The organism is Mycobacterium sp. 852002-51971_SCH5477799-a (assembly GCF_001667145.1).
GTDB lineage: Bacteria > Actinomycetota > Actinomycetes > Mycobacteriales > Mycobacteriaceae > Mycobacterium.
The window spans coordinates 1-12,405 of the sequence record NZ_LZIF01000096.1; the positions used below are offsets into that span (position 1 = coordinate 1).

At 67.1% G+C, this 12,405-nt stretch carries 12 protein-coding genes; 3 read left to right on the plus strand and 9 right to left on the minus strand.

Features of this window, described 5'->3' with window-relative positions; all coding sequences use genetic code 11:
• The coding region (locus A5753_RS13680; protein WP_156656099.1) for a hypothetical protein at window positions 1-795 on the plus strand (795 nt) is incomplete at its 5' end.
• Window positions 796-817: 22 nt separating this feature from the next.
• Here A5753_RS13680 and A5753_RS13685 read toward each other — a convergent pair.
• The 5 genes from A5753_RS13685 to glyA form a co-directional block, all read right to left on the minus strand.
• Window positions 818-2,251 carry an adenylate/guanylate cyclase domain-containing protein gene (locus tag A5753_RS13685; RefSeq protein ID WP_067128874.1) on the minus strand — a complete coding sequence of 478 codons (1,434 nt, stop codon included), beginning with the start codon at window positions 2,249-2,251 and terminating at the stop codon, window positions 818-820.
• Between the two features lie 153 nt (window positions 2,252-2,404).
• Entirely contained in the window at window positions 2,405-3,280 is an 876-nt protein-coding gene (locus A5753_RS13690; protein ID WP_067128628.1) for a polysaccharide deacetylase family protein, read from the minus strand.
• A 56-nt stretch (window positions 3,281-3,336) separates the two neighbouring features.
• Window positions 3,337-4,638 (minus strand): PhoH family protein, encoded by a 1,302-nt coding sequence (locus tag A5753_RS13695; RefSeq protein ID WP_067128631.1) that lies wholly within the window; start codon window positions 4,636-4,638, stop codon window positions 3,337-3,339.
• A gap of 252 nt (window positions 4,639-4,890) precedes the next feature.
• Entirely contained in the window at window positions 4,891-5,718 is an 828-nt protein-coding gene (locus tag A5753_RS13700; protein WP_067128876.1) for an acyl-ACP desaturase, read from the minus strand.
• A 97-nt stretch (window positions 5,719-5,815) separates the two neighbouring features.
• Window positions 5,816-7,096 (minus strand): serine hydroxymethyltransferase, encoded by a 1,281-nt coding sequence (glyA, locus tag A5753_RS13705; protein WP_067128634.1) that lies wholly within the window; start codon window positions 7,094-7,096, stop codon window positions 5,816-5,818.
• 116 nt (window positions 7,097-7,212) lie between these two features.
• Here glyA and coaA point away from each other — a divergent pair, with 116 nt between their 5' ends.
• Window positions 7,213-8,151 (plus strand): type I pantothenate kinase, encoded by a 939-nt coding sequence (gene coaA / locus A5753_RS13710; RefSeq protein WP_067128637.1) that lies wholly within the window; start codon window positions 7,213-7,215, stop codon window positions 8,149-8,151.
• A gap of 25 nt (window positions 8,152-8,176) precedes the next feature.
• On the opposite strand, the gene A5753_RS13715 is transcribed toward coaA, so the two are convergent.
• The 3 genes from A5753_RS13715 to A5753_RS13725 form a co-directional block, all read right to left on the minus strand.
• Window positions 8,177-8,599 (minus strand): hypothetical protein, encoded by a 423-nt coding sequence (locus tag A5753_RS13715; protein WP_067128640.1) that lies wholly within the window; start codon window positions 8,597-8,599, stop codon window positions 8,177-8,179.
• Window positions 8,600-8,821: 222 nt separating this feature from the next.
• The gene (locus tag A5753_RS13720) at window positions 8,822-10,201 is read right to left on the minus strand and encodes a hypothetical protein (RefSeq protein WP_067128643.1); all 1,380 of its coding nucleotides are present in this window, start codon (window positions 10,199-10,201) and stop codon (window positions 8,822-8,824) included.
• Window positions 10,202-10,249: 48 nt separating this feature from the next.
• Window positions 10,250-11,038, minus strand: a complete 789-nt coding sequence (locus tag A5753_RS13725) for a (2Z,6E)-farnesyl diphosphate synthase (RefSeq protein WP_067128646.1) — start codon at window positions 11,036-11,038, stop codon at window positions 10,250-10,252.
• A 170-nt stretch (window positions 11,039-11,208) separates the two neighbouring features.
• Between A5753_RS13725 and A5753_RS13730 the strand changes: the two genes are divergently transcribed.
• Window positions 11,209-11,982 carry a hemolysin III family protein gene (locus A5753_RS13730; RefSeq protein WP_067128649.1) on the plus strand — a complete coding sequence of 258 codons (774 nt, stop codon included), beginning with the start codon at window positions 11,209-11,211 and terminating at the stop codon, window positions 11,980-11,982.
• Window positions 11,983-12,001: 19 nt separating this feature from the next.
• Here the strand turns inward: A5753_RS13730 and A5753_RS13735 are convergent, their stop codons facing one another.
• Window positions 12,002-12,385, minus strand: coding sequence for a nuclear transport factor 2 family protein (locus tag A5753_RS13735; protein ID WP_067128652.1), 384 nt, complete (start codon window positions 12,383-12,385; stop codon window positions 12,002-12,004).
• Window positions 12,386-12,405: the final 20 nt, after the last annotated feature.

Here is a 12,405-nt window from a genome sequence, read left to right on the forward strand (position 1 = left end):
CCCTACCAGCAGTATCCCCAACCCGGACAACAGTTTCCGCCGGCCGGCCCTGGCGGGCCCTACCCCCCGGGACCGCCACCGGGTGGTCGCGGCTCGAAGCTGCCGTGGCTGATCGTCGCCGGTCTGGTCGTGCTGGCGGTCATCGCGCTGGTGGCAACACTGCTGGTGATGCGAGGCGGCCATGACAACAAGCCCGCCACCGCGCCCTCGACAACGAGCACCTCGGTCTCACAGCCGAAGAACTCCGCACAGAACGCGACCGATTGCACCCCGAACGTGTCCGGCGGTGAGATGCCCCGGACCGACTCGCTTGCCGCGGGCAAGCTTTCGTTCCCCGCCAGCGCGGCGCCGGGCGGGTGGACGGTGTTCTCCGACGACCAGGGCCCGAACCTGATCGGCGGACTGGGTGTCGCCCAGGACGTGCCCGGGGCCAATCAGTGGATGATGACGGCCGAGGTCGCCGTCACCAATTTCGTTCCCAGCATGGACCTTTCGGCCCAGGCCACGAAATTGATGCAATGCATCGTCGCAGGGCCCGGTTACGCGAACGCGCAGCCCACGCTCGGACCGACGAAGTCTTCGTCGATCACCGTCGACGGCACGAAGGCCGCCCGGGTCGACGCCGACGTGACGATCGCCGACCCCACCCGCAACGTCAAGGGTGACTCCGTCACCATCATCGCCGTCGACACCAAGCCGGTGACCGTCTTCATCGGCAGCACACCCATCGGCGACGCCGCTTCGGCGGACCTCGTCGGCAAAATCATTGCCGCGCTGAAGGTTTCCAAGTCCTGACGCGGAGCGGCCCGCTAGCCGCTTAGCCCGTCGGCGCCGAGACGTGGGTGGCCTCGGATCGCCCGCGCAGTACCGTGGAATAGCATTCGGCCCACTGCGCGCGCTCGTCCTCGCCCGCGGCATCGATGGCCCCCGCCGAACACAGGATCCGCCGGTCGGAGGTTTTGGCGAGGTCGGCCAGCCGCGCGGCTTCATTGACGGCGTCTCCGATCACGGTGTACTCATACCGGTTTTCGGCGCCGACGTTGCCGGCGAAGACCCGCCCCGCTGAGACGCCGATCCCGAAATCGACCGGCAGGCTTCGCAGTTGGGAACCGAGCACACGAGCGGTCGCCAACGCCGACGATGCCGGTTCGCTCGTCGGCAACGGCACCCCGAAGACGGCCAGTGCGGCATCGCCGGCGAATTTGTTGATCAGCCCGTGGTGTTCGTCGACGGCGTGCACGACGATGCGGAAGAAGTCGTTGAGCACCTCGGCGACCTGTTGCGGGGGCCGACTTTCGGCGAGCTGGGTGGATCCCACCAGGTCGATGAAAAGCACTGCCGCTTCGACCACGTCGCCCGACAGGGATGCCCCCTCGTCGAGCGCGCGCTGTGCGACGTCGGCCCCGACATGGCGTCCGAACAAATCACGCAGCCGATCTCGCTCGGCGAGTCCGCTTACCATCCGGTTGAATCCTGTTTGCAGACGGCCGATTTGGGAGCGCTCGTAGGCCCCGACGTATGTCTCCATGCGGCCGTGCTCGACCTCTGCCATCGCATCGACGACCTCGCCGATCGGATCCGAGATGGACCGCGAGGTCAACATCATCGTCGGCAATCCCAGCACCAACGCTGCCAGCGACACCACCAGAATCGGCACATCCAATGACGCCGACTTCTCGATCAACCACCCGTACGAACGGAGGACCACCAGCGTCGCGATCACGGCGATCGGGAATGCACTGCACAGGAACCACAACAGAACCAGTCGCGCGTACACGCTGGGTACCGTCAGTCGTGGCTCGGCGCCCAGGGTGGCGGCGCGCATGATGGGCCGCAGGGTGCGTTGCGCGAGCAGCATCCCGGTGGCAGCAGCGGCCGATCCGCCGAGCAGCACACCGAGCACAATGGGCAGCAGGAGTCGGGCGCCGCCAGCCAGGTTCAACAGGATGAAGATTCCGCCACTGAACGCCCAGGCCGTCACCAGGATCGCCGACTGGCGGCCGGCCAGCTTCATCACGGCTTCGCATTGTTCCGGGGTGGGATCATCACCCGCGACATACCAGCGCAGGATGGGAGCCAGGCTCACCGCGCCGGCCACCGTGACGCCGATGATGCTCAGCACGACGAGCAGCACCACCGGTGCCGTGTTCTGCCGCGCGAAGTCCGAGCTGTCACCGACGGAAGTGTGTCCCCGCAGGGGAATCAGGATGGCGGCCGCTTCGACGACGGCCAGGACGTAGGACAGGCTCAGGTCGAACCCGTACTGGATCAACCACCGCCGAACAGACTTTCGTTGTCCCGTGGCGCGCTGCCGCGCCTGGCCACGCCATGACGGCGGGAGCCGATCCCGAAGCCGGCCCACGGTGATCATGAAGAGGTAGTCGCGTGTAGTCCGAAATCAGCTCTACGCACCATTATTCGGCCCGCCGGAGTTCTGCCCTGGGATGTCGGTGATCGGGAAGTTGGGCATCGGTTTCGGCGAGGGCGTGTTGGGCAGCGTGGGGATGTCGCCGGGCGGGATGTCGCGCAGCCCGTTGACGGGCGGACCGTTCTCCCGGCTGCCGTAACTGCTGCCGGGTGCCCGTGGTCCAAGCAGATCGCTGACCGTCACAAGCCGGTAGCCGTTGGCCTTGAGCACCGGGATGAACTGATACACCAGATCCACCGTGCTCGAGTAGGTGTTATGGAACAACACCACCGAGCCCGGCTTGATGTAGGTCATCAGCATGTAGCGCGTCGCCGCCGTATTAGAGTCGTTCGCCCAATCGAAAGGGATGACATCCCAAAGTATTTCAGCCAGCCCGAATTGGCCGGCGGTCTGGCGCACCACCGGGTCGGACAATCCACCCGCGGGTCGATACAGGTTCGGGGTGCGTCCGGTCGCGGCGGTGATCGCGTCGTTGGCCTTCGAGAACTGGGCGGCGATGTCTTCGCGCGGGATCGTGGTCATGTTGGGGTGTTCCCAGGTGTGGCTGCCGATTTCCATCCCCGCGTCGGCGATGCGCTTGGCCCCTGCCGGGTTGGCGGCCACCTTGTTGCCGATCAGGAAGAAGGTGGCCTTGGCGTCGTTCTCCTTCAGGATGTGCAGCAGCCGCTCGTCGAAAGGGCCCGGCCCGTCGTCGAAGGTCAGCGCCACGCACTTGATGACCGAGCAGCTCAGGTCGTCGGCACGTGTCACATGACCCGTGAGCCCGCCGATTACCAGCACCGCGACGGCCGCCGCCACGCCGACAACCGTGCGCCAGTAGCGCCAGGCTTGGGTGTCGGGTCGTTTCGCCACCGTCGAAGTTTATCGAAGAGGGCTTTACCCGGGATCGAGCGCGCTGGTCAGGCGCCTCACTGCGGGCCTGCGATCTCCTCGAGCATCTCGGTGACCAGGGCGGCGATCGGCGATCGCTCGCTGCGCAACAGGGTGATGTGGGCGAACAGCGGGTGGCCCTTGAGCTTCTCGATCACGGCCGCGACCCCGTCGTGGCGGCCCACCCGCAGGTTGTCGCGCTGCGCGATGTCGTGCGTGAGCACCACCCGCGATCCGGTGCCCAACCTGGACAGCACGGTCAGCAGGACGTTGCGCTCCAGCGACTGCGCCTCGTCGACGATGACGAAAGAGTCGTGCAGCGACCGGCCGCGGATGTGGGTCAGCGGAAGCACTTCGAGCATGCCGCGGGACAGCACTTCCTCCAGCACCGCCGGGCTGGCCAGACCCTCGAGGGTGTCGAAGACGGCCTGGGCCCACGGGCCCATCTTTTCGCTTTCGCTGCCGGGCAGATACCCCAGCTCCTGGCCGCCGACGGCGTAGAGCGGGCGGAAGACGACCACCTTGCGTTGGGTGCGTCGCTCCAGCACCGCCTCCAGACCGGCGCACAACGCGAGCGCCGACTTGCCGGTGCCCGCCTTGCCGCCCAGCGACACGATGCCCACCGACTCGTCGAGCAGCAGGTCGAGCGCAACCCGCTGTTCGGCCGAGCGTCCGCGTAGCCCGAACGCCTCGCGGTCGCCGCGCACCAGCTGGACGCGTTTGTCCGCGTTGACCCGGCCTAGCGCATGAGAGCTACCGCCGAGCAGCCGAACACCGGTGTGGCAGGGCAGGTCTCGCGCTTCCACCAGATCAATCTCGCCATCGGTGAACAGGGCGTCGATGTCTTCGGTGGCGGTCTCGATCTCGCGCATTCCCGACCACCCGGAGGCGACCACGTCCTGCGCGTGGTATTCGTCGGCGGCCAGCCCTACCGCGGCGGCCTTGACCCGAAGCGGAATGTCCTTGCTGACCAACGTAACTCGCTTGCCTTCGGCCGCGAGGTTGGCGGCGCAACTCAGGATCCGGGAGTCGTTGCTGTCGCTGCGGAAACCGGCCGGCAGCACCGAAGGGTCTGTGTGGTTGAGCTCGACGTGCAGCGAACCACCCTGCGCCCCAACGGGAATGGGCTGATCCAGCCGTCCGTGCAGGAGCCGAAGGTCATCGAACAGCCGCAACGCCTGGCGGGCGAACCATCCCAGCTCGTGGTGGTGGCGTTTGGCCTCCAGCTCGCTGATCACCACCAACGGAACAACCACCTCGTGTTCGGCGAACCGGCTGCACGCCCAAGGGTCGGACAGCAGCACGGAAGTGTCGATCACGTAGGTCCGGATATCGGTCACGTAGCGCTCCTCGAGCGGGATGAGCCCGCGCGGACCCGCACAGGCATGTCGACGGGAACCGCAGCACCAGGACCGGGGCCGGTCCTTCCCTTGTGATGACGGGAGGTGCCGCCCTGGCAGCAGAGCATGACGCTGACCATCGGGAACGACGCTACTCCCGTGGCCGCGTGCCCGCTGTGCAGGCGCGCCGACGTGGCGTGCCGCGACCACCTTCATCCGGTGGCCGGTGTCAAGAGATGCGTGCGGGCCGACTCAGCCGACGACGAGTTGGCGCAGTTGGGGCTCGTCCGCGAGCCCCCATGCGGTGATGCGGTCCGAGATCGCTTGGCGCAGTTGCTCGGGGCCGAAAATGCCTGCCTTTTCGACGTTCTGCACCTTGTCCAGGTACGCGTCGATGTCGGCGCCGGGCACCTGCAGATCGGCCGCCCGGGCCGCGATCGCTGCGATGGTCTCGTCGCGGGTGTACTCGAGGCAGTGCGCGACGAGGTTCGAGAAGAAGAGTTCGTGGCGCCGCTCATCGCGGGCGATCCGATCGATGAGACCGGCCAGGATGGGCTCCTCGAGCTTTGCGGCCAGGTTTTCGCAGAACACCGCGTGGGTGCGTTCGACGAGGGCCATGTGCACCAGCGTTTCCACCTGCGAGTAGGTGTCGGCGCGGTAGCCCTTCATGACGTACTGGACGCGGGCCTCTTCGTTGGCGGTGGGGTCGACCTCGCGGGTCACCACCAGGTACTCACGCAGCGCGATCGCGTGCAGGTGCTCCTCGGCGGTCCACCGGCCCAGCCAGCGGCCCCAGTAGTCCTCCAGGATGAAGTGCTCGACCAGCTCGCGGTGGTGCGCGGCGAGATTGTCCTTGAGCAGCAGCATGATTTCGCAGGCGTCGGTCAACGGCCTCGGCAGCGTCATCGATGACGGGTCCCAGTCGCGTCCACCCAGGAAGGCGAAGTTCTCGCCCCGGTCGAACGGCACGTAGTCGTGCGCGAACCAGATTTCTTCGGTGGACAGGTGGCGGTCGATGTTCGCTTCGACGACCGGCTCGAGTTCCAGGGTCAGCGCATTAGCGACAGGTCTTTCGGCCATGAGATAACCGTAACCTGCGTACACAGGTTCATGAAATCGGCCGGGCCGTGTCGCGGCAACTGGTGACTTTTCGTCCCGAAACGCGCCGCCGGCCGGGTCAGCGGCCGACCAGCGCCCAGTCTTCGAGGCCGTCGTACAGGGGAAACTCCTGCGCCAGCCGGGTCACACGCTGCCGTAGCCCCGCGACGTCGGCCGAACTGCCGGCCGCCAACGCGGCGGCGATGACGTCGGCAACCTCACTGAACTCGCTGTCGCCGAAGCCGCGGGTGGCCAGCGCGGGCGTTCCGATCCGCAGCCCGGAGGTGACCATCGGCGGGCGCGGGTCGTTGGGCACGGCGTTGCGGTTGACGGTGATGCCGACCTCGTGCAGCAGGTCCTCGGCGGCCTGCCCGTCGAGCGGGGAGTTGCGCAGGTCCACCAGGACCAGGTGCACGTCGGTGCCGCCGCTGACCACCGACACGCCGGCCTTCGCGACATCGGCGGCCAACAGCCGCTCGGCGAGGATGCGCGCACCGGAGAGCGTGCGCTGCTGCCGCTCGACGAATTCGGGGGTGCTCGCGATCTTCAGCGCCACGGCCTTGCCGGCGATGACGTGCATGAGGGGGCCGCCCTGCTGGCCCGGGAACACCGCCGAATTGACGGCCTTGGCGTACTCCTGCCTGCCCAGGATCATGCCCGAGCGGCCGCCGCCGAGCGTCTTGTGCACCGTGGTCGAGACGATGTCGGCGTGCGGCACCGGAGAGGGGTGCAGTCCGGCCGCGACGAGGCCGGCGAAGTGCGCCATGTCCACCCAGAGCTTGGCGCCGACTTCGTCGGCGACCGACCGGAACGCCGCGAAGTCCAAAATCCGCGGGTAGGCCGACCAGCCCGCGATGATCACCTTGGGGCGGAATTCCAGCGCACGGGCGCGTACCGCGTCCATGTCGACCAGATGCGTCGTCGGGTCGACGCCGTAGAAACCGTTCTCGTACAGCTTGCCCGAGAAGTTCAGCTTCATGCCGTGCGTCAGGTGACCACCGTTGGCCAGGTCCAGACCCAGCAGCCGCTCCCCCGGCGACATCAGCGCGTGCAGTACGGCGGCGTTGGCCTGGGCACCCGAATGCGGCTGCACGTTGGCGAAGTCGGCTCCGAAGAGCGCCTTGGCCCGGTCACGGGCGATGTTCTCCACCACGTCGACGTACTCGCAGCCGCCGTAGTAGCGGCGACCCGGCAACCCCTCGGCGTACTTGTTGGTCAGCACGCTGCCCTGCGCCTGCAGCACCGCACGCGGCACGAAGTTCTCCGACGCGATCATCTCGAGCGTGTCGCGTTGCCGGGCGAGCTCTTTGCCGAGCAGCTCGGCGATATCCGGGTCGACGTCGGCCAGCGGGGCGGACATCACGGACGTCGAGGGGCGGGCGTCAGGTGCAGCAGTCACGGCCGCCAGTCTATCCAGCGCCGACTTTTCGCCAGCCCAGCCGTTCGGCATTTCGACGCTGCTGTAACACTTGCACTATGCCGCGGCTTAGCGAGCCGAGCCCTTATGTGGAGTTCGACCGAAAGCAATGGCGTGCGCTTCGTATGTCGACGCCGCTGGCCCTCACCGAGGAAGAACTCGTCGGCCTGCGGGGCCTGGGCGAACAAATCGACTTGCTCGAAGTCGAAGAGGTCTATTTGCCGCTGGCGCGGCTCATACACCTGCAGGTCGCCGCGCGCCAGCGGCTGTTCGCCGCCACCGCGGAATTCCTTGGCGAACCTCAGCAGAACCCGAACCGGCCGGTGCCGTTCATCATCGGGGTGGCCGGCAGCGTGGCCGTCGGAAAGTCGACGACCGCGCGTGTGCTGCAGGCGCTCCTGGCGCGCTGGGACCATCACCCCCGGGTGGACCTGGTCACCACCGACGGCTTCCTGTACCCGAATGCCGAGCTGGACCGGCGGAACCTGATGCACCGCAAGGGGTTTCCGGAAAGCTATAACCGCCGGGCTCTGATGCGGTTCGTGACCTCGGTCAAATCCGGTTCGGACTACGCGTGCGCGCCCGTCTATTCGCACCTCAAATACGACATCATCCCCGGGGCCAAGCACGTGGTCCGCCACCCCGACATCCTGATCCTGGAGGGCCTCAACGTTTTGCAGACCGGTCCGACCCTGATGGTGTCGGACCTGTTCGACTTCGGCGTCTACGTCGACGCCCGAATCGAAGACATCGAACAGTGGTACATATCGCGGTTCTTGGCCATGCGCGGCACCGCCTTTGCGGATCCCGAATCGCACTTCCACCACTACTCGGCGTTGAACGACACGAAGGCGGTCGCCGCCGCCCGCGAGATCTGGCGCTCCATCAACCGACCCAATCTGGTCGAGAACATCCTTCCGACCCGGCCGCGCGCCACCCTGGTGCTGCGCAAAGACGCCGACCACTCCATCAACCGGCTGCGGTTGCGCAAGCTTTAACGCCGCACGCTGAACGCACTGCAGGTCATGCCTCGAGGCGGCGCACACCCAGGTATTGCAACCCCGCGAACGCCGCGGTGTACGCGCCGCTGGCCAGCGTCAACGCGACGCCGGTCAGCGTCAGCGGCAGCGCCTCCGCGCCGACGATCGCGGCCAGCGTGAACGCGACGTTGACTACCATGACGCTGTTGCCGACACGCCGCAGATCCGGCAGCGCACCGAGGCTGAACACCAGCAGCCCGGCGAGCACGAAAACGACGCCCACGCCGTATTCCTGGAACGACGTCAGGCCGGTCAGCGACGAAATCGGGTCGGCGAGGAAGGCGACGGCCAAACCGAACATGCCGGTCAGGGTCGCGTCGGCACGTACGGCAAAACGCAACAGCGAATCCGTTGAGTCGTAGAGGGGCCGGGTCGGGATGGTTGATACGCCGGTAATAGAGCTCATCTGCTTACTCCTCGCGATGGCGGGTTGGGTCGAACAGCTTTGAGGGTGCCGCCAGTGCACTGCCATATCGACTCGTGGCGCTGCCAACTAATGCCACGGGTACAACGACGAGGTGGTTCACCCGACTATTCCCGTCGGCGGGTAAATATTTGACACGCGCCAGTCGTAACGCCTCATCGGCCCCAGAAGTCACAGGGGTGCGGGCATCGCCGCGGTGACTCGCTACCCGTTCGAGTCGCTGGGAACCGGGATCCGGCCACGAAGATCGGCGGCGATCAGGCGGGCCGCGGCGTTCTGCCAGTTGTGCAACGAACGCTGGGGCACCTCGGTGACGAACCACTGCCAGGCCTGGCGCGCGGTCGGATCCAGGCCCGAGGCGGTGGCGTTCTGCGCGTAGGCGCGCACCCCGACAACGTAGGGAAAGTACAGCGAGTTGTAGTACCGCCACTCTTCGCTGGTCCCGAAGTCGCCGCCGTCGCGGGGTTTGAGCCGCGCTATGCCGTCGGCCAGCACGGCCTTGAGTTCGTTGGCCCGCTCGATCGGTTGATCGGGGGCTCCCCGGGCCGCCAGCCGCTCGTCGATCACCGGTAACGCGGTCAGCGGACTCGCGACCAGCTTGGTCAGGTCGCCGTAGTGGCCCAGTGCCCGCCGGGTGAGTCTGGCGAAGGTGACGTCGTCGAGGTCGGCGAGCGGGTGCTCCTGCCGCAGCGGCAGTGCCGCACCGGTGTGCCGCAGCGCGGCCCGATCCGCCCGCAGCGCAGGCGATTTCGAGAATGCCAGCCGGTCGAGCACGCCGGCCAGCGGATCCGCGAGCACCTGCACGGTGATCGCGATCGCCAGGCTGGTGAACAAGAGCACGGAAAGCGCGGTCTGGGCGCCGGGATCGTCGCGGGTCACCGCCAACCCCATCAGCGCCTGGCCGCCGAACAGCACCGCCACCGCCACCGAACCGGCGAACGAGCGGAGCATGTCGGCGCGCAGCGCGTGACCCTCGTCGAACGCGTCCCACAGGGCGACGGCGACTCCGAGCCCCAAGACGTCGCAACTCGTCGACGCCAGCGCGACCCAGCTGGGCACCAGGCCCAGCGGAATGATCAGGATCGCGTTGCTCAGCGCGAAGAACAGCGTGGCGGTAATGGCGAGGCCCACCGCCGGCTTCGGCCGTCGCGGCCGGCGCAACACGACGGCCATCGCGGCGAGCGTCGACACCGAGATCACCGCGAACATCAGCCAGTGCCCCGGCCGCAGCGGCCCGTCGACGCTGCCGGCCAACGTCGCCCCGCACAAGGTCAGCGCGGCAACCCCGGCCACGAGCAACAACTCGCGGGTGCGCCCCCGGGAGACGTCGCTGGGCCGGGACAACTCGACGAGCACCGCGAACCACGCCAGTCCGGGAATGGTCGCCAGATAGATCTCCACACTGCTCAACGCCTGGGCGTACACGGGACTGGCGGTCCGGACCGCGTCCAGCCCCACGACGAGCGCGAACCCACAGAGTCCGATCGCCGCCAAAGCGAGAACGGGTTTGCGCGGATCGCGAGCCGCCAGATAGAGACCCAGCCAGGCGCTCAGCGTGAACACCACCGCCGACAGCGCAGCCATGCACTCAGTGTGGCACGCAGGCAAGCGGGCCCTTAAGGGCTTCGAGAGTTACTTTCCGTGCCGGCGATCCCGCCGGCTGTAGTCGCGCAGCGCGCGCAAGAAGTCGACGCGGCGGAAGGCAGGCCAATGCGTCTCGCAGAACCACATCTCCGAATAGGCGCTCTGCCACAGCAGAAATCCGGACAGCCGTTGCTCACCCGACGTGCGGATCACCAGGTCGGGGTCGGGCTGCCCGGACGTGTAGAGGTTCTCGGAGATGGCGTCGACCGTTACCGCGTCGACGAGTTCCTCGGCGGTGGCGCCGTTAGCGAGTTCCTTGTTGAGCAACGCACGCACCGCGCCGACGATCTCCTGCCGGCCTCCGTAGCCGACCGCCACGTTGACGTGGAACGGCGCGACGCTCGGTGTGGACTCGACGGCCCCGCGCAACCGGCGGGCCGGCTCGTCGCCGAGCAGTTCCAAGTCCCCCACCGTGCGCACGCTCCAGCGATTGGCCGGTGCGCAGATCTCCTCGACGACGTCGGTGATGACTTCGATCAGCCCCGCCAACTCGTCGGGATCGCGTTGCAGATTTTCCGTGGACAGCAGGTACACCGTCGTCATTTCGACGCCTGCTTCCTGGCACCAGCGGAGCATCTCGGCGATCTTGGACGCGCCCATTCGGTAGCCGTAGCTGACGTCCTCGTATCCCGCGTCGCGCGCCCACCGCCGGTTACCGTCGCACAGCACGGCGATGTGCCGCGGCAGCTGGGACTTCGAGGCGGCCAGGCCCTGCCGCAGCCGCAACTCGTAGACGCGATACAGCGGCTCTTTGAGCCGCGGCGGAATAATTTCCACGAACAATCACCCTACTGCCAGCGGTGATTTATTCACCGGTCTCGTTTCGGCCCGGTCGGCGCCAAAGTCGAGACTGCGCCGTAACCATCCCTGGCTACTGTGGGTCTTGAACAGCCTTGGCCGACCTTCCCACTGGTATCCCTAGTTGCGAGAACATGACACAGAAGACAATGAGCAGTCAGACCAGTACCGCCCCCAACCCGGAGCCCGAACCCGACGCGATCGTTCCGGGCAACACCGTCGAACAGTTCGTCGAGGGCGCCGCCCAGATCCTGGGCAAGCCCCGGATGCGCGGCTGGATCCACTTCGTCTCCGCGTGGCTGGCCATCATCACCGGCGCCACGCTGGTGTCGGTGTCGTGGGCGGTCTCCTCGCCCCGCGCCGGCCATTCGACGCTGGTCTACGCCGCCGCGACGGTGGCGATGTTCGCGGTCAGCGCCACCTATCACCGCGTGCAGTGGAAGTCAGACGTCGCGCGCAGCCGAATGAAGCGGCTCGACCATTCGATGATCTTCGTCTTCATCGCCGGTAGCTACACGCCGTTCGCGCGGCTGGTCATGCCGCAGGACACCGGGGTGTTGGTGCAGTGCATCGTGTGGGGCGGCGCGGCCGCGGGCATCGCGTTGAAGATGTGCTGGCCGACGGCGCCGCGCTGGGTCGGCGTGCCGCTCTATCTGCTGCTGGGATGGGTGGCCGTCTGGTTCGCCCCCACGATCGTGCACCAGGCCGGCGTGGCCGCGATGGTGCTGCTGGCGGTGGGCGGCGTGTTCTACAGCGTGGGGGGCATCTTCTACGGGCTGCGCTGGCCCGACCCGTGGCCCAAGACGTTCGGCTATCACGAGTTCTTCCACGCCTTCACCGCGATCGCGGCGATCCTGCACTACATCGCCATGTGGTTCGCCGTCTTCTACACAAGCGACCACGCCTGGCTGGCGGGCGGATAGGGCTGCCTCGTCACCCCGCTCAGGCCGGGGTGACGTCGTCCTCCGGGGACCAGTAGGCCTTCATCGAGGCGATCTTGCCTCGGCTGTCGAACACCATGACGTCGATCGGCTCGATCACCATGCGGTGCTCGCCCGCGGTCACGGTCAGCCGGAACTGGAACGCCGCCTCGTTGCCTGCGACGCGCAGCGTCACCAGTTCGCATTCGCGCTGCACTTCGTTGACCGCGGAATAGAAGCCGTGGATCGCCTGCCGGCCGATGTGCACCTCGCCGCCGACCGGATCTTCGACGGTGGCATCGTCGGCGTACAACTCGACCAAGTCATCGGCGCTGCCCTTGGCGACCAGTTCGATGTAGCGGTTGACCGTATTCCTGATCGCTTCGGTCCTCGCGGCATTCGGCATGGGACGCAGGGTAACCCCGC

Excerpts from the sequence above, each read along its gene's own strand:
- A5753_RS13720 (WP_067128643.1), bottom strand. The coding sequence starts at position 10,201 with ATGGCTGCGCTGTCGGCGGTGGTGTTCACGCTGAGCGCCTGGCTGGGT.
- A5753_RS13735 (WP_067128652.1), bottom strand. The coding sequence starts at position 12,385 with ATGCCGAATGCCGCGAGGACCGAAGCGATCAGGAATACGGTCAACCGC.
- A5753_RS13730 (WP_067128649.1), top strand. The coding sequence starts at position 11,209 with ATGAGCAGTCAGACCAGTACCGCCCCCAACCCGGAGCCCGAACCCGAC.
- coaA (WP_067128637.1), top strand. The coding sequence starts at position 7,213 with ATGCCGCGGCTTAGCGAGCCGAGCCCTTATGTGGAGTTCGACCGAAAG.
- A5753_RS13715 (WP_067128640.1), bottom strand. The coding sequence starts at position 8,599 with ATGAGCTCTATTACCGGCGTATCAACCATCCCGACCCGGCCCCTCTAC.
- A5753_RS13700 (WP_067128876.1), bottom strand. The coding sequence starts at position 5,718 with ATGGCCGAAAGACCTGTCGCTAATGCGCTGACCCTGGAACTCGAGCCG.
- glyA (WP_067128634.1), bottom strand. The coding sequence starts at position 7,096 with ATGTCCGCCCCGCTGGCCGACGTCGACCCGGATATCGCCGAGCTGCTC.